At 28.6% G+C, this 23,389-nt stretch carries 15 protein-coding genes; 9 read left to right on the top strand and 6 right to left on the bottom strand.

Going from position 1 to position 23,389, the window contains the following annotated elements; all coding sequences use genetic code 11:
• Positions 1–324: 324 nt before the first annotated feature.
• The 3 genes from ACY1IQ_RS00555 to ACY1IQ_RS00565 all read right to left on the bottom strand — a co-directional run bounded on the left by ACY1IQ_RS00555 (position 325) and on the right by ACY1IQ_RS00565 (position 3,052).
• Positions 325–1,332: an ABC transporter substrate-binding protein gene (locus tag ACY1IQ_RS00555; RefSeq protein ID WP_461612114.1), complete on the bottom strand. Its 1,008-nt coding sequence runs from the start codon at positions 1,330–1,332 to the stop codon at positions 325–327.
• 84 nt (positions 1,333–1,416) lie between these two features.
• Entirely contained in the window at positions 1,417–2,172 is a 756-nt protein-coding gene (locus tag ACY1IQ_RS00560; RefSeq protein WP_461612115.1) for an ABC transporter ATP-binding protein, read from the bottom strand.
• Positions 2,159–3,052: an ABC transporter permease gene (locus ACY1IQ_RS00565; RefSeq protein ID WP_461612116.1), complete on the bottom strand. Its 894-nt coding sequence runs from the start codon at positions 3,050–3,052 to the stop codon at positions 2,159–2,161. The genes ACY1IQ_RS00560 and ACY1IQ_RS00565 overlap by 14 nt, the downstream gene beginning before the upstream one ends.
• Before the next feature lie 842 nt (positions 3,053–3,894).
• Between ACY1IQ_RS00565 and ACY1IQ_RS00570 the strand changes: the two genes are divergently transcribed.
• The 6 genes from ACY1IQ_RS00570 to ACY1IQ_RS00595 all read left to right on the top strand — a co-directional run bounded on the left by ACY1IQ_RS00570 (position 3,895) and on the right by ACY1IQ_RS00595 (position 15,716).
• Entirely contained in the window at positions 3,895–4,563 is a 669-nt protein-coding gene (locus ACY1IQ_RS00570) for a DUF4272 domain-containing protein (protein WP_461612117.1), read from the top strand.
• Positions 4,564–4,787: 224 nt separating this feature from the next.
• Entirely contained in the window at positions 4,788–5,096 is a 309-nt protein-coding gene (locus tag ACY1IQ_RS00575) for a winged helix-turn-helix transcriptional regulator (protein WP_039632978.1), read from the top strand.
• A gap of 234 nt (positions 5,097–5,330) precedes the next feature.
• Positions 5,331–6,032: a pirin family protein gene (locus ACY1IQ_RS00580; RefSeq protein ID WP_461612118.1), complete on the top strand. Its 702-nt coding sequence runs from the start codon at positions 5,331–5,333 to the stop codon at positions 6,030–6,032.
• Positions 6,033–6,086: 54 nt separating this feature from the next.
• Positions 6,087–6,686: a nitroreductase family protein gene (locus ACY1IQ_RS00585; RefSeq protein ID WP_461612119.1), complete on the top strand. Its 600-nt coding sequence runs from the start codon at positions 6,087–6,089 to the stop codon at positions 6,684–6,686.
• A 744-nt stretch (positions 6,687–7,430) separates the two neighbouring features.
• Positions 7,431–11,201 (top strand): collagenase, encoded by a 3,771-nt coding sequence (locus ACY1IQ_RS00590; RefSeq protein WP_461612120.1) that lies wholly within the window; start codon positions 7,431–7,433, stop codon positions 11,199–11,201.
• A 1,488-nt stretch (positions 11,202–12,689) separates the two neighbouring features.
• On the top strand, positions 12,690–15,716 hold the full coding sequence (locus ACY1IQ_RS00595) for a collagenase (RefSeq protein WP_461612121.1): 3,027 nt from the start codon (positions 12,690–12,692) through the stop codon (positions 15,714–15,716).
• 167 nt (positions 15,717–15,883) lie between these two features.
• Here the strand turns inward: ACY1IQ_RS00595 and ACY1IQ_RS00600 are convergent, their stop codons facing one another.
• Positions 15,884–16,546, bottom strand: coding sequence for an SDR family NAD(P)-dependent oxidoreductase (locus ACY1IQ_RS00600; protein ID WP_461612122.1), 663 nt, complete (start codon positions 16,544–16,546; stop codon positions 15,884–15,886).
• Between the two features lie 36 nt (positions 16,547–16,582).
• Positions 16,583–17,281 (bottom strand): Crp/Fnr family transcriptional regulator, encoded by a 699-nt coding sequence (locus tag ACY1IQ_RS00605; RefSeq protein ID WP_461612123.1) that lies wholly within the window; start codon positions 17,279–17,281, stop codon positions 16,583–16,585.
• Positions 17,282–17,984: 703 nt separating this feature from the next.
• Between ACY1IQ_RS00605 and proB the strand changes: the two genes are divergently transcribed.
• Both proB and ACY1IQ_RS00615 read left to right on the top strand, forming a co-directional pair.
• Positions 17,985–18,791: a glutamate 5-kinase gene (gene proB, locus ACY1IQ_RS00610; RefSeq protein WP_461612124.1), complete on the top strand. Its 807-nt coding sequence runs from the start codon at positions 17,985–17,987 to the stop codon at positions 18,789–18,791.
• 32 nt (positions 18,792–18,823) lie between these two features.
• Entirely contained in the window at positions 18,824–20,068 is a 1,245-nt protein-coding gene (locus tag ACY1IQ_RS00615; RefSeq protein WP_461612125.1) for a glutamate-5-semialdehyde dehydrogenase, read from the top strand.
• 218 nt (positions 20,069–20,286) lie between these two features.
• Here the strand turns inward: ACY1IQ_RS00615 and ACY1IQ_RS00620 are convergent, their stop codons facing one another.
• On the bottom strand, positions 20,287–21,756 hold the full coding sequence (locus ACY1IQ_RS00620; RefSeq protein WP_461612126.1) for an aminotransferase-like domain-containing protein: 1,470 nt from the start codon (positions 21,754–21,756) through the stop codon (positions 20,287–20,289).
• Positions 21,757–22,259: 503 nt separating this feature from the next.
• On the opposite strand from ACY1IQ_RS00620, the gene ACY1IQ_RS00625 reads away from it, so the two are divergent.
• Positions 22,260–23,381 (top strand): aminotransferase class I/II-fold pyridoxal phosphate-dependent enzyme, encoded by a 1,122-nt coding sequence (locus ACY1IQ_RS00625; RefSeq protein WP_461612127.1) that lies wholly within the window; start codon positions 22,260–22,262, stop codon positions 23,379–23,381.
• Positions 23,382–23,389 lie beyond the last annotated feature (8 nt).

Here is a 23,389-nt window from a genome sequence, read left to right on the forward strand (position 1 = left end):
GATATATTGAAATAATATTCAAACCAAGATTATGAGTAGCAGCAAAAATGATACAAATTACTAGGAAAATAACCTAATCTAAGTAGCAGCAATGCAAATGAATGGTTAGAATATAACATAAATGAGAAGCATATCTATATTCGAATGCAAGAAAAGACCACTGGAGAATTCCCAGTGGTTCAATCCTAACTTTTTAATAATTACTATTTTAGGGAAAATTCACACTTTATTTTATACACTAATTCCTAAAAATACTTTTGTATTTATTCTGAGCCTAGATATAATATGACTGAATATTATTTATATAAATGAATGTGTAAGCAATTAATTTTTGTCAGTTTTAATATATATTATGTTTTTATCATCAATTTTTTTCAAAGAAAGAGATTCTAAAGTATCTTCATTAACTATTATTTGAGTTTCATCTAATATAGTTACAGGAATATTAGATATTTCCTCACCATTTAAAACTTTAACAGCAAGTTCTCCAGTTTTATAACCTAATTTTTCATAGTCTATACCTTGACATGCAAGTGCACCAGATTTGACAGAACCATCTTCGGAAGATATTACTGGCACTTTATTATTAGTAGCAATTTTAGAAACTATTGGCATAGAAGAAACAATTAAGTTATCTGTTGGAACATATAAAACATCTATTTTACCTACTAAACTAGACATAGCTTGACTAATTTCCATTGAAGAGGAAACACCCTTTTCTATAACTTTATAATTATTTTTAGATGCATACTCTTTTAGAGTATCAACTTGTATCTTTGAATTTACTTCACTAGTATTATATAGAACACCTATAGTTTTAGCATTTGGGATAAACATTTTAATTAATTCTAAATTTTTATCTATAGATATGTAATCTGATGTACCTGATACATTTTCTTCAGGCTTATCTATAGATTTTACTAGGCCAGCAGCAACTGGATCAGTAACAGCAGTTATTAAAATAGGTATATCTTTAGTTACATTATAAGCTGCTTGAGCTGATGGCGTTGATATAGCATATATTAAATCCTTTTTATCAGATACAAACTTATTTGCAATCATTTGAGTTGTAGGAATGTCATTTTGGGCATTTTGGTAATTAATTTTTATATTTTCTCCATCTTTATACCCGTTATCTTCTAGTGCTTTTATGAAGCCATCTCTTGCTTTATCTAAAGATGGATGTTCTACTAGCTGAGTAATACCTATTGTTTTGATATCCTTATTTGAATTAGATAATTTATCATTATTATCCTTAGAACAACCTGTAAGTAAAGAAACTCCAATTGTCCCTACTAAAATTAAATTCATTAACTTATTTTTTATTGTCATAATATAATCCTCCTAAATTTTATTTTTATATATGTAGTTAAATCTATATATTAATTAATTAGACTATAAATTAAACCTTACATTTTAAACGGCATATTCAAATTTATCTAGTATTTCTTCTATACTTATATTTGATTTTTCCTCACCACTTATATCTAAAATTACTTCACCTTTATGAAGCATTATAAGCCTATCGCCATAGCTAATAGCATGCTTTAGGTTATGAGTTACCATTAGTGTGGTTATATTTTTTTCTCTAACAATTTTATTAGTTAAATCTATAATTTCATCTGAAGTTTTAGGATCTAAAGCAGCAGTATGTTCATCTAATAATAAAACCTTTGGATCTGTGATAGTGGACATAATTAGGGAAAGCGCTTGTCTTTGGCCACCTGATAGATATTTTACTTGAACATCTAAATATTTTTTTAAGTCAAGTGATATATTTTCTAATAAGTCTTCTATAACTTCAGTTTTATGACGGAGACATTTTTTAAGATTGAGTAAACTTCCTTTGTTTAAAGCTAAGGATAAATTTTCTTTAACTGTCATAGAAGGACAAGTGCCTAAACTTGGATCTTGGAACACTCGGCTTATTAGCTGAGTTTTTTTGTGTTCAGCTAGCTTTGTTAAATTAATACGGTCTAATAAAATATCTCCTTGACTTTCTTTTATAAAACCTGAAATTATATTAAGTAAAGTGGACTTACCTGTACCATTACTTCCAATGATACTAACAAATTCACCTTTATTTATAGTTAGTGAAAGATCTTTGAAAATTATATTGGGATCTCCATATGGATTAGGGAATGTTTTTGAAATATTCTTAATCTGTAACATCTACAGCACCTCTTCTCTTTAAATTTTTATAGTTACTATTGTTATTAACAAAAATATTTAGGTTACCAACACTTAAGAATAAAATTATTACTATAGAAGTCATTAATTTTAAGTTATTAGGAGGTACTATGCCTAAATCTATTGCAAAATAAATTGTAAATTGGTAGATTAAAGTCCCTAATAATATGGATGTTGTGAGCTTAATAAATGTAAGTTTCTTAAATATGGAGATGCCAATTATAATTGATGCTATTCCAAGTATTAAAGTACCAATCCCCAAATTAACATCAGAGAATCCTTGAAATTGAGCAAATAAGCTACCAGATAAAGCAACAAGAGCATTAGATATCATTAATCCTAATATTTTTATAATACCAATATTAATTCCTAATGATTTAACCATTTGAGGATTATCACCAACAGCTTTTAATGTGTATCCAAGACCAGTAGTTAAAAATAAATCTAAAATAAATTTGCAAAACAATACAATTATTGCAACTAATACTAGCGGAGAAATGCCCATATTAAATAGGTGATTGAGGTCAAATAATGGAATGTTTGACTTTTCCATTATGCCTAGATTAATAGAGTAAAGCATACCCATAACTAAGATTCCTGAAAGTAAGTTAGAAATTTTAAATTTAATATGTAAAATACCAGTAACAAGACCAGAAATTAAACCACATACCATAGCTAATAAAGTTCCCATTATTGGAGAGATATTGTTAGTTAAAGAGAAAGCAATGATAGCTCCGCCTAATGAGAAACTTCCATCAACAGATAAGTCTGGGAAATCTAAAATTTTATAGCTGATATAAATACCTAATACCATAATTGATAAAATTAAACTTTGTATTACTACAGATGTAATTCCTGCCATAAAAAACACTCCTTTTAAAATTTATTGTGTATAAAAAACCACATGGTATAGTCCATGTGGTTTACTTTTGAATATAAAAAAGCCACATAGAATAATCCAGGTGGCTTACTTTTGAATATAAAAAAGCCACACAGTATAATCTGCGTGACTTTATAAATGGTAATAATAATGAATAACATTATAAACAATATAGCCAACACAGATACAATCCCTAATTATCAGTAAGTCCTAAGGGGCTTGTATCCATGTTAAAATTAATCAAATTTGTAACGTGATACAAACCCTATATAAATTGGCTATAAAAACTAAATCGTGCTTGTTTGTTTATTAAAGTATTCATAATTACCCTCCAGTTTTAGTTCATAATTAATAATATTTTTCATAGAAAAACAAAGATAAGATTTAATGTTTGTTCTTCATTTAATTTAGTAAGAGTATATTCTATTTAAGATTGTAAGTCAATAAAAAAATATAAAACTGATTAAATTTTTTACAGATTAACTAAAGTTTATAAGGAGGTATATGAGAATATATATGTAGGGTTAAAAGTTTTAAAAAGATTATAAAATTAATAAAGTATAATATAGATCAATCGAGTAAACATTGTATAAATCAAAGGTTTTGTCATTGATAAGATCTACGTAAGTAAAAATTCTATAATTTGATTTTAGCAATTCATATGTTATAGTATTTTGTATGCTTAGTGCAATAATTAGAAATTTGTTTATGTTAGTATCTATGTTTTATAGACAAGTATTAGTAAAAAATATAAAATAATTCAATATAGGAATGTTGAGGTTCTAAATTGAAGAAGTAATTTTAAAAGATAAGGGGGAAAGAATGTGAGTCCATTAGAAAGAAAACAAAAATCTATAGAAATATTAAAAGCTAATAAGGTTCCATATATGGAAGGACTTCCAGTTATTGAAGATGTAAATGAAATAGAGATGCGAAGTGCAGAAGAAATAGCTAAACGTGCTATTGCTTGTTTAATCTCTATTCAAGTAGCTTGTGATATTAATAGTGGAGATAATATTGAAGAATCTAGAGAGTTTTTTAAAGGTTTTTTAGAAAAGTATAAAGTAAAAGAAGAATTAACTGATAATGAGAAGGAAATTATTTTTGGAAGTCCAGATAAGCAAGAAGTAATTAATATGGCGTGGAAGTACGAAGCATATTGGACGCTTATTTGGGCATTAGGTATTGTAGATAAGCTAGAATATCCTTCACAAATATGCGACTGTAACTTTGCAATTCGTGCAGTGGCAGATTATGAAGACTTTAATGATTTTATGAAAACAGTTAAACTGAGAAGCATAGAGGAAATATTAGATGAAGCGGATTTAATTTATCGTTATAACTGGGCTTGTGTAGATGCTAGGATACATGGAGAAAATCCACCAGCAGGGCTAGATTTAGGTATAGTATTTGAACGTCATTGGGGATTAAATTGGCTTATTGGAAAAGGCACATATAATGATAATTGGGATAGTGTTTCAACAGATACTTAATAAAGCATATAAATTTATTTTAAATCTAAAATTGATGCTGTAAAAAAATATATTGTCTTATATGTTCTTAGTATATAAATAGTAAATTCAACAATAATTAAATCACAATAATTCTATATATTAAAATAAGCAGTATAATACTATATCATTATGTACATAAATATAATAACCTACTTACTTTTATTAAGTATGTATGGTAAAATGTATGCAGGTGGTGATTGGATATGGAAAAATACCATATGTGTCCAAAGTTTGAAAATGCTTTTGGATTATTAGGAAAAAGATGGAACGGATTAATTATAAGAACATTACTAGGAGGACAAAAGCGCTTTTCTGATATAGCAGATGCAATTCCTAATATGAGTGCTCGTATGCTTACAGAAAGATTTAAAGAATTAGAAAGCGAAGGAATTGTTATTAGAAAAGTTTATCCAGAAACACCTGTACGTATAGAATATGAACTTACAGAAAAGGGACATGACCTTAAAAATGCTATGGATGAAATTCAAAAATGGGCAGAAAAATGGAATTAATTAAAATAAACAAAAGAATCTCTTAAAATTAATAAGAGATTCTTTTTATTTAAAAAATATCTTGACTAATTCTACTTAGCATGTAATAATAAATTTAAAGTTAGTTACTAAATGTAACTAAATAAATTATTTAATCTAAATAATTATATGTAAGAAGATAAATTATTTTTTATTGAGCATACATGAATATTGAAGAGTAGAATTATGAACAATATAAAAGAGGAGTGATATGAGATGTTAAGAAAAATAGAAAGCAAAAATATAGGAAGTAGTAATCTTGAATGGCTAAAGAGTAAATTTCACTTTTCATTTGCTGAGTATTATAATCCCGATAATATAAATTTTGGAGTTTTAAGAGTTATAAATGATGATTTAGTTCAATCTAATACAGGGTTTGACACTCATCCTCATAGAGATATGGAAATAATATCATATGTTGTCAATGGTGAACTTACTCATAGAGATAGCATGGGTAATAAGAGCACTATAACCCGTGGTCATGTTCAATACATGAGTGCAGGAACAGGAGTTTATCATAGTGAGCATAATTTTGGAAAAGAGACATTAAGACTTTTACAAATATGGATTTTCCCTGATCAAAAAGGATACAAACCTAACTATGGGGATTACAGATTTAATTGGGATGACAGGCAAAATAAATGGCTTCATATGGCTTCAAGCAAAGACGGTGATGCCCCAATAAAAATAAATCAAGATATTAATGCTTATTCCTTAGAACTTGAAAAAGGAAAAGAGATTAGTTTTCCAATGAAGGAAGGAAGACAGGCATATTTAGTTCAAATAGAAGGAATGCTATTAGCTAATGAAGTTGAATTAAATGAAAGAGATGGAATGGAAATAGTTGAGGAAGATATTTTAATTAAAGCAAAAGAAACTTCTCATATTATAGTTTTAGAAATGAAAAAACAAGATTAATATTAAATTTATTTATAAATAACAAAAAAATTATATATTTGGAGGTATGGATAAATGTCAAAAGAATTTTTAACTGCTATTGAAGATAGACGCACATTTTATGGAATTAGCAAGGAAGCTGTAGTTTCTGATGATAGAATAAAAGAGGTTATAGAACATGCAGTGAAGCATACACCATCAGCATTTAATTCTCAAAGTGCAAGGATAGTTCTATTATTAGGAGAACATCATGATAAATTATGGGATATTACAAAGGAAGCATTGAGAAAGATTGTACCAGCAGATAAATTTAGCCCTACTGAAGAAAAAATAAATTCATTTAAAAGTGGATATGGTACAGTTTTATTCTTCGAAGATAATAGTGTAGTAGAATCTCTTCAACAACAATTTGCTGCCTATAAAGATAATTTTCCAATTTGGTCTCAACAATCAAGTGGAATGCACCAATTTACTATTTGGACTGCATTAGAAATTGAGGGATTTGGAGCATCACTTCAGCATTATACTGAACTTATTGAAAATGATGTAAAGAAAGAGTGGAGTGTACCAGAAAACTGGAAATTAATTGCACAAATGCCATTTGGTAAGCCAACAGAAGAACCAGGTGAAAAAGAGTTTCAGCCATTAGAAGAACGTATTAAGATATTTAAATAGATTTTATTTTGATAGATTATAAAATAGATAGATTATAAAAAAAGTTCCTTTAGAAAAAAGGAACTTTTTTTATATAGTTGTTAAGTAGCTGCTACTTGATGGAAATGGATTTTTAATCATTAATCTATTTATGGCTCTTTTAATTTTTGATGAAAATTGAAAAAGTTAAATTATGGATATATTGCTCTAAAATAGTAATAATATGTAAAAAAACTGCATTAAAATATCTATAGAAAATTATATAATGAAATGATTATTTTAAAATATAATCTTGTACAAGTGGATATTGATGCTAATAGGACAAGGCTTTATAAATTTTTATTAGGTTTAAAATGTTATATTTATTAAAATTATGTAAATAGTAGGATTTTTTCATTTATTTGTTTAAATTAAAGAAATTAAAACTATTTTCTAAAATTAGGATTATTTAGTATTTTAAAAATTTTGGAATTTATGTATAATTATATTATTAAATAATATAATTTGAAAAAATGTATTAAAAAAGTTGTAGAGGAAGGTGATTATATTAGATAAAAAGTAGAATTATATTTATTGCACTTATCTTATTTTCATAATTTTTATCTCTACTCTACCATGAGTTTTAAGTCATGGGTACGTCTCAGAGAAAAAAAGGATTCTCGTAATCCTTAGAACAACTTTATGGTTATTTAATTTATGTATCAAATCATTAAAAATAACCTGTCGTATTTTAGTAGAAGATTAATAAACATAAGGAGTAAAAGTATGATAAAGAAGTTACATTTTAAATCTAATTTAATTGAAGGAAACTTTAAAAAACCCACTTTATCCAAAGTATTGAGTACATTGGTCATAACTACACTAATTGCAACAAATTCCCATGGACTAATTTATGCATTACCTAATCAAAACTCTGAAGCTATACCTAATCTTACTATGGAACAAATGCTCAATTATGAAGAAGTTCCTCATGATAATTGTCTTGATAATATAAAAAGGGTTAAAGATGAAAATTTTATTTTGTCAAATAGCTCTTCCGATATACCAGGGGAAATTAGTGGACAAGCAATAGAGAAATCAAATATAAGAGCATTTGGAGCAGAAAAATCAAGTGTGCAAAAATATTCTATGTCTGATTTAAACCGTATGAATTATACCAGCCTTGTTAATCTTCTTGTTACTATTGAATGGAGTGATATTACAGATCTTTTTCAATATAATGCTGATGCACAGGAGTTTTACAGTAATACAAATCGTATGCAAGCACTTCTTGATGCTATTAAAGAAAGAGGAAGTCAATTTACATCCTCTGATACAAAGGGCCTCCCTACTCTTATTGAGGTATTTAGAGCAGGAAACTATTTAGGTTTTTACAACAAAGAACTTGAATCACTTAATACTAAAGCTAACCGTGATAAATGTATACCTGCTATATTGGCAATTGAAAAAAATCCAAACTTTAAATTGGGTACAAAAGAGCAAGATGAGTTAGTTGCTTCTACAGGTCTACTAATTAATGCTACGACATCCGATTTAGAAGTAATTAATTACGCTATTCCAATTTTGAAGCAGTACAACGAAAATTTTGATGATTATACACAGCAATACTCAAAGGGCTCTGCTTTATTTAATATGCTTAAGGGTATTAACTATACAATGGATAAATACATTTGGGATGGCACACCTATTGAAAAGACTCCATATTATAAAAATATTGATTCTTATATTAAGGAGTTAAACAAAATTGCTATAAAAGGAAATGTTAATAGTGATAATGAATGGGTAATAGATAGTGGTATTTATTATACTGGACAATTATCAAAATATGCAAGCAATCCAAATGATTGTAATAAAGTACTCACAGATGCTTTAAAAATTTACCCTTATTTAAGCTCATCTTACTTTAAAGCTGCTGATCAGATATATACGAATTTTAATGGTAAAGACTATTATGGAAATATAATTGATATAAACAAATTAAACGAAGAAGGAAAACAACATTATCTACCTAAAACATATGTATTTGATGATGGAAAATTTGTATTTAAAGTAGGAGATAAAATATCTGATGATAAAATTCAACGACTTTACTGGGCTACAAAAGAAGTAAACTCTCAGTTCTATAGAATTTTTGGAGATGATACTCCTATAGACAAAGGACCTAGTGCAGATGATGTGTTAACAGTTGTTGTTTATAACACTCCAGATGAATACAAAATGAATTCAACTTTATATGGTTTTAGTACTGATAATGGAGGTATATATATTGAAGGTGATGGTACATTCTTTACTTATGAAAGAACTCCAGAACAAAGTATATATTCACTTGAAGAATTATTCCGTCATGAGTTTACTCATTACCTCCAGGGAAGATACCTTGTACCTGGTATGTGGGGACAAACTGAAATTTATAAAAATGATAGACTTTCTTGGTATGAAGAAGGTGGTGCTGAATTTTTTGCAGGATCTACTCGTACCCAAGATATATTACCAAGATATTCTATTGTAGGCTCAATATCTAATAATCCTTCAGAAAGATACACTATAGATCAATTGGTTCATTCAGGCTATAGTAGTGGTTGGAACTTTTATCATTATGGATTTGCATTCAATAACTACTTGTATAATAACAATTTAGATTTATACAATAAATTAGCAGATTCTATAAAATCAGATAATGTAAAGCAATATGATAATTACATTAAAACAATGAGTAATGATAAGGCTCTTAACATTGAATATCAAAATCATATGCAGTATTTAGTAGATAATGTGGACACATTAACAGTTCCATTAGTTTCTGATGATTACTTAGCTAAACATGCAGCTAAAAATGAATCAGAGATTTTTTCAGATATTACATCTGTTGCAAAATTAAAAAACGTTTCTACTGAAAAGCAGAAGTCTCCATTCTTTAATACATTTACTCTTCGTGGAACCTATACTTTAGGAACTTCAAAAGGTAAATTAAATGATTGGAAGTTAATGAACAGTACTGCAAATAATTTTTTAAACACATTAAATAGTTATCCTTGGAGTGGATATAAAACTCTTAGTTGTTATTTTGTTAACTACAAAGTGGATTCATCAAACAATGCTGAATTTGAAGTGGTATTTCAAGGAATACTTTCTAATACCGCAGATTTTAATAGTCCTCCTGTAGCTAAGATAAATGGACCTTATACGGGAACTATAAATAATCCTATAAGTTTCAGTAGTGATGGATCTACTGATTCTGATGGTAAAATAGTTTCATATCTATGGGATTTCGGTGATGGAACTACCAGTAATGAACCTAATCCTACTCATTTATATACAAAGGATGGTAGCTATAATGTTAAACTTACTGTAACTGATGACAAAGGGGCTTATAATTCTGAGAGTACTTCAGTTAGCGTAATTGATGATTCTCCAAGAGATATTTTAATTTCTCATGAACCAAATGATACCTTTGAAACTGCAAATGGACCTATACTTTCTAATACAATTGCTAAAGGAACGCTTGATGAAAGTAATGGAAAAGATATTTTCTATTTTGATGTTACTTCAGCAGGAGAAATTGATATTGCAGTAAACAATGAAAATGCCATAGGAATGAATTGGGTGCTTTATAGTGAATTTGATCATGACAATTGTGTAGCTTATGCTACTAATAGAGACAATGGAAAATTAACAGGATTATATAATGCTCCTTCAGCTGGAAGATATTATCTAGTTGTGTACAAGCACTCTGGAACAAGCGGATCCTATACTATTGATGTTAAAGGACCTCTATCTTCTAAGGATAATTTTTCAACAGATGCTTTAATTTCTCATGAACCAAATGATACCTTTGAAACTGCAAATGGACCTATACTTTCTAATACAATTGCTAAAGGAACCCTTGATGAAAGTAATGAAAAAGATATTTTTTACTTTGATGTTACTTCAGCAGGAGAAATTGATATCATAGTAAACAATGAAAATGCCATAGGAATGAATTGGCTGCTTTATAGTGAATCCGATCATAATAATTATGTAGCATATGCTACTAATAGAGATAACGGAAAATTAACAGGATTATATAATGCTCCTTCAGCTGGAAGATATTATCTAGTTGTGTACAAGTATTCTGGAACAAGTGGATCATATACTATTGATGTTAAAGGAGCTCTATCTTCTAAGGATAATTCTCCAAAAGATGCAAATGATACCTTTGGCACTGTAAATGGACCTATACTTTCTAATACAATTACTAAAGGAACCCTTGATGAAAGCAATGAAAAAGATATTTTCTACTTTGATGTTACTTCAGCAGGAGAAATTGATATTGCAGTAAATAATGAAAATGCCATAGGAATGAATTGGATGCTTTATAGTGAATCCGATCATAATAATTGTGTAGCCTATGCTACTAATAGTGACAACGAAAAATTAACAGGATCATATAATGCTCCTTCAGCTGGAAGATATTATTTAGTTGTATATAAGTTCTCTGGAGCAAGTGGATCCTATACTATTGATGTTAAAGGATCTCTATCTTCTAAGGATAAATAATTTTTATATAATAAACAAGAGAAATCCAACTTCATTAATTCTAGTTAAATTTATCTTTTGTAAATTCAGAGAAGTAGAAGGGGCTACCACACTAGCAGTTTTTAACTGCTAATGCGACAGCCCAAATGTTAGTAAAATCTCCTTATAGAACGATAGAAATACCACCAGCTAAGCTGGTGGATTCTTATTTTTTTATATTAATAAATCCTTCATAAAATCGAAATACTGAAATGAGAGATATTAAAAAGAGTAGTTTATGGATATATTGATTTAATAGGATATAAGGGAGGAGTTATTATGCTTCTTCCTTATTTTTGCTTTCAATAATTATATTGATTACTACAGAAGAATTTTCTTAGTTTCTAATAAAATAAAAGAGGTTTAATTAATTTATCATTTTAATATTATATGAGACTTCAGTTTATTTATTAAATATTAAAGATAAATAATTTAAAACAACAGATAAGATATAGTTTAACCAGTGAATTATAAAAATATAGTATTGTTAGACTATTATATAATAGTTATCTATAGGTGATATAACTTAGAGTATTATATGCTTTATTATGAGAGAACTGTAAGTGGATTTTTAATCATCAATCTGCTTATGGTTCTTTTTATTTTTAATAAAGAATAAGGAAATATAACTTTTGGTAAAGGAAAAAAGCTTCTTAAGAAGTAATATTGATAGAATGTCCTTACAGGATGATAGAAATACCACAAGTTTAGTAGGTGGATTCTTATTATATATTAAAAAATGAGTTTATAAAAATGAACATGAGTTAAAGCACTATTGTTAAATTTTATTAAACAAATTAAAGGAATTAAAGTGTTCATTTGATTAACTTTTTATTATATAAAGCTGAGTAATAGTGACATAAAACTAAATAAAAAGTGGTAGTGTTATCTAAATTCTATCTTAAAATATCTACAGGAGATTATATAATACAATGATTAGGACTTGTACCAGTGGATATTAATACCGATAGAGCAAGGCTTTATGGATTTCTATTAGGTTTTAAATAATAGCTATATTGATTAAATTTATGTAAACAATAAAATTTTATTATTCACTTGTATAAATAAAAATAATTAATAATATTTTCTAAAAATTAACAACTTAAAGCCTTTTACACATTTTGTAATTTATGTATAATTATATTATTAAAGAATATATTTTTTAATATATTAAACATTATAAAAGATTATAGAGGAGAGTGATTCGGTTATAGAAAAGTAAATGTACTTTAAATCAACACTAGTAAAATTATATATTTATTACATTCATCTTATTTTCGTAATTTTTATCTCTATCCTACCATCAGCTTTAAGTGATTACTAAGACTGAGAGAAGTCCCTACAATGCTTATATGAAAGGGAATTCTAATAAGTCCTAGAATAACCCTATGGTTATTTAATTATGTATAAAATCATTAAAACAATCTTTCGTATCTTACTAAAAAATTAATAGATATAAGGAGTAAAAGTATGATGAAGAAATCACATTTTAAATCTCATTTAACTGCAGGAAACTTCAAAAAATCCCATCTATCCAAATTATTATGTATCTTGATAATAACTACGTTACTTGTAAGCAATTCCTATAGTCTAATTTATGCATTAACTAATCAAAACTTTAAATCTATCTCTGATCTTAGTATGGAACAAATGCTTAATTATGAAGATGTTTCTCACTACACTTGTCCTGATAATATTAAAAGGGTTAAAGATGCTAGTTCAGTTTTAGCAAGCAATCTTTCTCATATACCAGGGAAAATCATTGAAGGAACAATAGAAAAATCAAGTATAGGAACACTTGAACCAGAGAAATCAAGTACGCAAAAATATTCTATGTCTGATCTAAACCGTATGAATTATACTAGCCTTGTTAATCTTCTTGTTACTATTCAATGGAGTGACATTACAGATCTTTTTAAATATAACACTGCTGCACAGGAGTTTTACAGTAATACAAACCGTATGCAAGTACTTCGCGATGCTATTAAAGAAAGAGGAAGCCAATTTACGTCCTCTGATACAAAGGGGCTCCCTACTCTTATTGAGGTATTTAGAGCAGGAAACTATTTAGGCTTTTACAACAAAGGACTTGAATCACTTAATACTAAAACTAACCGCGACAAATGTATACCTGCTATATTGGCAATTGAAAAAAATCCAAACTTTAAATTAGGTACAAAAGAACAAGATGAGTTAGTTGCTTCTACAGGTTTACTAATCAATGCTACGTCATCTGATTCAGAAGTAGTTAATTATGCTACTCCAATTTTAAAACAATACAACGAAAATTTTGATAATTATATACAGGAGCGTTCAAAGGGTACTGCTTTATTCAATATGCTTAGTGGTATTAAGTATTCAATTGACCAATACATTTGGGATAACACACCTACTGAAAAGACACCATATTATAAAAAAATTGATTCTTATATTAAGGAGCTAAACAAAATTGCTCTAAAAGGAAATGCTAATAATGATAACGAATGGGTAATAGATAATGGTATTTATTATACTGGACAATTATCAAAATATGCAAACAATCCAAATGATTGTAATAAAGTGCTCACAGATGCTTTAAAAATTTATCCTTATTTAGGTTCACTTTATTTTAAAGCTGCTGATCAAATATATATGAACTTTAATGGTAAAGACTATTATGGAAATATAATTGACATGAATAAATTAAAAGAAGAAGGAAAACAACATTATTTACCTAAAACATATATATTTGATAATGGAAAATTTGTATTTAAAGTAGGAGATAAAATATCCACTGATAAAGTTCAACGACTTTACTGGGCTACAAGAGAAGTAAATTCTCAGTTCTATAGGATTTTTGGACAGGATACTCCTATAGACAAAGGATCTAATCCAGATGATGTATTAACAGTTGTTGTTTATAACACTCCATCTGAATACAAAATGAACTCAACTTTATATGGCTATGTTACTGATAATGGAGGTATATATATTGAAGGTGATGGCACATTCTTCACCTATGAAAGAACTCCAGAACAAAGCATATATTCACTTGAAGAATTATTCCGTCATGAGTTTACTCATTACCTTCAGGGAAGATATCTTGTACCTGGTATGTGGGGACAAACTGAATTTTATAAAAATGATAGACTTTCTTGGTATGAAGAAGGTGGTGCTGAATTTTTTGCAGGATCTACTCGTACACAGAATGTATTACCAAGACACTCTATTGTAGGTAGAATATCTAAGAATCCTTCAGAAAGATACACTATAAACAAATTGGTTCATTCAGGCTATAGTAGTGGTTGGAGCTTTTATTATTATGGATTTGCACTCCATAACTACTTGTATAATAACAATTTAGATTTATACAATAAATTATCTGATTCTATAAAATCAGATAATGTAAAGCAATATGATAGTTATATTAATACAATGAGTAATAATAATATTCTTAACACTGAATATCAAAATCATATGCAGTATTTAGTAGATAATCTCGACACATTAACTGTTCCACTAGTTTCTGATGATTACTTAGCTAAACATGCAGCTAAAAATGAATCAGAGATTTTTTCAGATATTACATCTGTTGCAAAACTAAAAAATGTTTCTACTGAAAAGCAGCAATCTCCATTCTTTAACACATTTACTCTTCGTGGAAGCTATACTTTAGGAACTTCAAAAGGTAAATTAAATGATTGGAAGTTAATGGAAAGTACTGCAAATAATTTTCTAAACACATTAAATAGTTATCCTTGGAGCGGATATAAAACTCTCAATTGCTATTTTGTTAACTACAAAGTAGATTCCTCAAATAATGCTGAATTTGAAGTGGTATTTCAAGGATTACTTCCTGATACCGCAGATTTAAATAATCCTCCTGTAGCAAAAATAAATGGACCTTATACTGGAACTATAAATAATCCTATAAGTTTCAGCAGCGATGGCTCTACTGATTCTGATGGTAAAATAGTTTCATATCTATGGGATTTCGGTGATGGAACTACCAGTAATGCCCCTAATCCTACTCATTTATATACAAAGGCTGGTAGCTATAATGTTAAACTTACTATAACTGATGACAAAGGAGCTTATAACTCTGAAAGTACTTCAGTTAATGTAATTGACGATTTACCAACAGATATTTTAATTTCTCATGAACCAAATGATACTTTTGAAACTGCAAATGGGCCTATACTTTCTAATACAATTGCTAAAGGAACACTTGATGGTAGCAATGAAAAAGATATTTTCTACTTTGATGTTGCTTCAGAAGGGAAAATTGATATTACCGTAAATAATGAAAATGCTATAGGAATGAATTGGAAACTTTATAGTGAATCCAATCATAATAATCATGTAGCCTATCCTACTAATAGTGACAACGGAAAATTAACAGGATCATATGATGCTTCTTCAGCTGGAAGATATTATCTGGTTGTATACAAGTACTCTGGATCAAGTGGATCATATACTGCTGATGTTAAAGGTCCTCTACCTTCTAAGAATAAATAATTTTATATAATAAACAAGAGCAGTCTAACTTCTCTTGTTTTAGCTAAATTTAACTTTTGCAAATTCAACAAAATAGAAAGTGATGGTATTATTCCATCACTTTTTTTAGAATATTATAAAATAAATAAAGAAAAGCTATAGAGGATAAAATTATGCTTTTGAAATACTTATTCTCCAATAATAATTTCAGCTCTACCATCATCTTTAGCTTTAATTTCTTCTGCAACTTCAGCTGGAGATTTTAATTTACTTTTATCTTTTACATATGTTGAATCTTCCCAGAAAGGCGTGTCCATACCTCCCATATATACTGCAGTTATCTTTATGTCTTTATCTACAAGTTCTTTTTGAAGACTTTCTGTAAATCCTCTAACTGCAAACTTACTTGCAGAGTACATAGTTTCATTAGCTTTTCCTCTTAATCCTGCTGTAGATATTATATTTAATATTTTTTGATTAATATAAGGAAGTAGTTTTTGAGTAACTAGAATTGTTCCCTTAATATTTACGTTTATCATAGTATCCATCTCACTCATGGTAAGTTCTTCTAGAGGGCCAAAGAATCCTACTCCTGCATTATTTATCAAATAATCTATAGTAATATGATTTTCACTAATATACTTTCCTAACTCTTCCACAAATTTAGGGCTGCTTATATCACAAGTAATACATTCTGCTGTTGCTCTCATTTGAATAATTTCATTTGATATTTTCTCTAATTTTTCTTTATTGCGACCAACTAATATAATATGATTTTTATCTTTTCCATAACATTTGGCAAGTTCTGCTCCTAAGCTACTTCCAGCTCCTGTAATCAAAATCTTTTTCATAGTTTATCCCTCCATCTATAAACTTTTAGTAATAAATTAATCATGTAAATCTTTAGCTAATTTTTCTAACCTATTTCTATCTAAAATTTTTATAGTATTTTTTTCCTTATATATAATTTTCTTATCCATTAAAGAATTAATAGTTCTAATTAAATGCCTATAACTAGTTCCTAATAATTCAGCTATATCATTTAATTTAAAAATCTCAACTTCATCTATATTTTGATTTGAATTTTCACTATCATAGCTTAATGCTAAAATATAACTTGCTAATCTTTCTTCCAAAGGATATGAAAAATTGTGCATACTAGAATCTGAACTTGTACTTAATTTATCTGAGAATATTTTAGATATATATTTATAAAAATTAATATCATCATTAGCATATCTTCTTATATCATTAAAAGATATTACTATAAATAATGCATCATCTAAACACTGAACATTACAAGTTGGTGATTTATTTCCTATAAACTCTATGTCTCCAAGAATTTGTAATGGATTATAAATTCTTAATGATAATGCTTTACCATTTTTAGAGAGTGTATATACTTTAACTGTTCCTTTAACAAGAAAATAAAGATGATCTATATTTCCATTAGACATATACACATGTTCTCCTTTGTTAAAGGAATATAACTCCATATAATTTGTCATGTCATTTTTAAATATTTTATCTATATCAAATTTTTTTACATAATGCTTTATATTTTTTCTGTTATTAATTTTAATCATTGCCATCACCATTTTTATATTATATTAAATAAAAACCTCTTAAAATGACATATGTCATTTTTCTATGATTTTTAATAAATATTTTGAATTATTATTAGTGTAATAAAGGATATTATTCTATTTGTTTCATAAATAATAAATTACCAAATAGTATTAACAACTATAATATTAAAGAATTTGTTATATGAATAAATTTAAAAGTAATAAAAAAATATCTGTTAACACTATGATTTAAAGGTATATTATTAGATATAATAATATTAAACCACTTTACAAAATTATATTACAGCATAGGTGATCTCAAGATATTTAAACATATCTTTACATAAAGAAAGATAATTATTTAATGTTTTAATCATTAATTTATTGCAAATACTAATCATAGAACCAAACACTCTTTTCTAGACTTATTGTTTGTGCATGATTTATTGTTTGGTTCATTTCATTTTTTGGTAGCCATTTTTAGGTGTTTGTAAAGTAATGTGGTATTAATAAACTTATGTTTTTGTGATAATATTTTATTATAAGTTTAACTAACGAATAAAACTATTGAAAGGAACTAAGGCATTTTTAAAAATAACTAGTTATTAACTAGTATTTTATATTATACTCCGTCATAATTTACTATCAGTATGTCTTTCATCTATAAGAAATAGACGGTAAATCTCTGACTAATTATTTTAATGCCTAAAAGGAAAGAAAAATGAAATATCGTGAAAGTATTAAAAAATCAAAAAGAATAATTATAAAAATTGGTACATCAACTTTAACTTATAGCAATGGGAACATAAACTTAGGAAGAATTGAAAAAATAGCTATGTCAATATCTGACTTAATAAATAGTGGGAAAGAAGTAATCCTTGTAACATCTGGAGCTATAGGTGTTGGAGTAAGTAAAATGCACCTAAAGAAAAAGCCAAAAACTATTAGAGAAAAACAAGCAGCAGCATCTGTAGGGCAAGTGGCACTTATGAATATTTATAGTAAATTGTTTGGAGAATATGGCTATTCAGTAGGTCAAATACTTCTAACAAGGGATAATATAGAAAGTGAAAGAAGTAGAGACAATGTTGTAAACACCTTTGAAACTTTGCTAGAAAGTAGAATAATTCCAATAGTAAATGAAAACGATAGTGTATCTATAGATGAAATTGAAAATGTATCTAGATTTGGAGATAATGACAATCTAGCAGCAATAGTTTCTACTCTTGTGAATGCAGATCTTTTAATAATACTATCAGATATTGATGGATTTTATGACTCTAATCCAAGAACAAACAAGGATGCAAAGTTTATAAAAGAGGTAAAATCTATAACTGATGAAGTAGAAAGTTTTGCGGAAGGTGCAGGAAGTAAATTAGGTACAGGCGGCATGGAAACTAAAATACATGCAGCAAAGCGCGTAACTGATAATGGTACAAATATGATATTAGCAAATGGAAAAGATCCAAGTATACTTATTGATATATTAAATGGAGAAGAGGTAGGAACTTTATTTCTTGGAAAATAAATTTAAATAAAATATAAAGGGGGTAAATTTACATGAAAGAGTTGATTTCAAAAGGTAAAAAAGCAAAAGAAGCTTCGTACATATTATCAAATATTTCAACAAATGAAAAAAATAAAGCTTTAAATGAAATGGCAAAAGCCTTATTAACAAATTCTAAGTACATATTAGAAGCAAATAAAATTGATATAGAAAATGCAAGAAATAAGGGAATATCAGAATCAATGATAGATAGATTGCTTCTAAATGAGGATAGAATCAAAGGAATGAGCGGTGGCTTAACACAAGTAGCAGGACTAGAAGACCCTATAGGTGAAGTAAGTTCAATAGTAATTAGGCCAAACGGATTACAAATAGGGAAAAAAAGAGTGCCTCTAGGAGTAATAGGAATAATATACGAGGCAAGACCAAATGTTACTTGTGATGCAGTAGGATTATGTTTAAAATCAGGTAATACAACAATATTAAGAGGTGGAAGTGAAGCTATAAACTCTAACAAAAAAATAGTAGAGGTATTAAAGGGAGCACTTGAAAATACTCAATTACCGGTAGATTGTATCCAATTAATAGAAGATACAAGTAGAGAAACTGTTAAAGAAATGATGAAGTTAAATGAATATATAGATGTGCTAATACCAAGAGGAGGAGCAGGATTAATAAAATCAGTAGTAGAAAATGCAACAGTACCAGTAATAGAAACAGGAACAGGAAACTGTCACGTTTACGTTGATAAAAACTGTGACTTAGAAATGGCAAAAGAAATAGTTATTAATGCAAAAACTAGTAGACCAGCAGTTTGCAATTCTGAGGAAAAATTACTTGTTCATGAAGACGTAGCAAAAGAATTTATTCCAATAATAGTAGAGGAGCTAAGAAAAAGAAAAGTAGAAGTTAGAGGAGATAAAAGTTCTATAGAAATAGTAAATGACATAATATTAGCAGATGAAGAGGACTATTATAAGGAATATTTAGACTACATAATTTGCATAAAGATAGTAAAGGACATAGATGAAGCTATAACACATATAAATAAATACGGCTCAGGACATTCTGAAGCTATAGTGACAAAGGACTATAACAATTCTCAAAAATTCCATCAACGTGTAGATGCGGCAGCAGTTTATGTGAATGCTTCTACTAGATTTACTGATGGAGAGGAATTTGGATTTGGAGCAGAAATAGGTATAAGTACTCAAAAACTACATGCAAGAGGTCCAATGGGACTTAAAGAGCTTACTACTAATAAATATATAATATTTGGAAATGGTCAAATAAGATAAGGCATTTGAAAGAAAATAATAAGCTAAAGATATTAGTATATTTTTTATCAGACAAGGAGTTGGGTTCTGCTCATAGCAACAAAAGCTATGTGCAGGTTCTGACGACGCAGTATGATGAAAAATAGGCGAATATACTGGCTTAGTATTTTTTTGAAAATGCCTAAACTAGTAGTGAAAGAAAATAATTAATATTATTTTCCTCACTACTTTTATTTTATTTAGTACATACTTTCAATTAATTCTGATAATTTAATCAAGCCTTTTATCAATTCATCAGGTGAAGCATAGGAATAAGAAATACGTATATGCTGGTTTTTTGAAAAATCATATATGCTTCCAGGAGTTATTAGAAGTTTTTCTTTTAAAGCTAAGTCAAATAATCTATCTGTTGAAATATTTTTGTTAAGCTTTAACCAAATATAAAATCCTCCAGCAGGAACATTCCAAGTAGCGATATCTTTAAAATGAGATTCTAGTGTATGTAAAACTAAATCACGACGCTCTTTTAAATTTTTTCTTAGACTGAGTAAATGCTGATCGTAAAGTCCGCTTTCCAGCAATTCCGCCAATGCCCATTGTGAAAGAGAACTTGATCCATAATCTGTTTGCATTTTTACATCTCCTAGACGCTCTACGATAGATTCAGGTCCAGCTAACCAACCTATACGAAGGCCTGGTGCTAGGGATTTTGATATACTTCCCATATATAGAACTATACCGTTTTTATCATGAGCTTTTAATGGGTGAGGAGGAAGTTCATCTATCCATAGATCTCTATATGCATCATCTTCTATGATTGGTAAACGGTTATTTTTACACCAATCTAAAAGCTCCATACGCCTTGCTTCTGTCATAACTATACCAGTTGGATTATGAAAAGTGGGTATGGTATATAGTAAAGGTGTTTCTTTTAGATAGCGATTTCTATCTAGAGCCCAAGGAGTAATACCATTGCTATCCATAGGAACTCCACTAAGCTTCATTCCTGCAGATTGAAAAATATGTAGTGAGTTTAAGTAAGATGGAGATTCAACAAATACCGTTGAACCTGGTCGTAGCATACATACTGAAATTAATTGTAAAGCCTGCAATGAACCAGAAACAATCAGTATGCAAGATGGTGGTACATATATCCCATACTTTGTTAAGTATTGACTCAAAACTTTTCGAAGCTCAAGAAGACCAAGAGGGGCTAAATAGTTTAAGTCATATGCTCTTTCAGGTAATTTTCGTAAGACCTTATCCATCATATCACGAGGGAATAAATTAGGTGACAGTTCACAAGTACCAAGTCGTGTGATACCATCAACAAATTCCATCTTGTTTATAGTTTGAATAGTAAGAGAGTTGGCTTTATGTATGCTGGAATCAATATAGTGCTGCCAGTTTGGCGGAGAAGTAGACAGTAGCAAAGACCAAGTGTTATTAACAATTGTAGTGCCATGTCCGGATTTACCTTCTAGGATTCCAAGAGAAGTTAACTCTTCTAAAGCCGCAACTATAGTACTTCTATTAACATCAAACATTTTTGCAAGTTCACGTTGAGAGGGAAGTTTATTGCCAATAAGCCAGTCACCTTTAGAGATTTTATTGCTAATATAGTTAACAATTTGTTTGAAAATTGGAATATTACTGGTTTTATCAGGTTTCCATTCTATAGTTACTATATTGGATGTTCTATTTTCCATGAAATCGCCTCCTTATATATTCAAATATATATAGATATACTATCTCTAAATTTAATCTATCCCTGAAAGTAATTAACACTTATTGGTATTGAGGCTAATACTAGTAAATTCGAAATTCACAGTTCACAATTCACAATTTCGGATATTTCTCAGTAGTAACTGAGAAATTTAGAATTGATTAGCCGTAGAGGAGAGTGGTGTTCGCCATATAATAGTTAGTAATTGTATTGCTAGTTAAAAAATCCATTAAAGAAATTATTTTAATCAAAAATAATTTCAACCTTAATTGTGAATTTTGCATTGTGAATCGTGAATTGAAATACTTAAGAGTGTAGTTATATTCAGTTATACATTAGTTTCTAAAGTAGTTTATCTATATAGCATTCTCTTTGGTCACTCCTATTGTAACACTTGGTTGGTTTAATATTCAATAAATGGATGGATACAATATTAGAACCTTTCAGTATAATAAAAGAAAAATAAGAAAAGGTTAGGTGGTAATTATGCGTATAAATGATTTTAAACTTGAAGTATTCTTTGGGAAGCATGAATTCTCAGCTCCTTATTTATTGACTCAATCAGATTGCGAGTCAATGTCTGTAAAAGAACTATTAGCTCTTGAGCCTGGGGCAGAAGAAGGATTGTTAAATGGATGGTTAGGATATACTGAAGTTCCTGGAAGTCCAGAACTACGAAAAGAAATCTCTAAGCTTTATAAAAATATTAATTCAGAAGAGGTCATTGTTCATGTTGGTGCACAAGAACCAATATTTAATTTCTTGAATGTGTGTTTAGAAGCCGGAGATCATATGATATGTCAGTTTCCAATATATCAATCTCTATATGAGGTAGGTAACGCTATTGGATGTGAAGTGTCCAAATGGTCACTTAAACAAGTAGAAAATGGTTGGTCTATAGATTATGATGAATTAGAAAAAATGATTAAGCCAAATACAAAGCTAATTTGTGTTAATAGTCCAAATAATCCTACAGGATATATATTTACAGAAGAAGAAATGAGAAAGATTGCCGACATTGCTCGTAAGCATGATATATATGTATTCTGTGATGAAGTATATAAAGGTATTGAACTAGACGGGGTTAAACGACCATGGTTTGCAGATATTTATGAAAAAGCTATATCTCTCGGGGTAATGTCTAAAGCATATGGCTTAGCTGGACTTAGAATTGGTTGGATTGCTACAAAAGATAAAGAAATCCTTGAAAAGATGATAAAGATGAAGCACTATACCAGTATTTGTTGCAGTAGTACTGCTGAATATCTTGCAACTGTTGCTTTAAAGCATAGTGATGAGATTTTAGAGCGAAATTGTAAAATCATTGAAGGAAACCTTGAAATAGCAGATAAATTTTTTGAAAAGTATGATAATTTATTTAAATACAACAGACCAGGTGCAGGACCTATAGCTTTTCACAAAATGAATATCGATATGCCAATAGGAGAATTCTGCGATAAATTGGTTGCGGAAAAAGGAGTATTACTTCTACCAGCAGATATATATGCCTTTAAAGATAATTATTTTAGGATGGGATATGGTCGAAAGGATTTTGAAACTAATTTAAAAGTTTTTGAAAATTACTTAATTGAAAAGAAACTTGTTTAGGTAATTAG

The organism is Clostridium sp. Marseille-QA1073, from assembly GCF_054863625.1.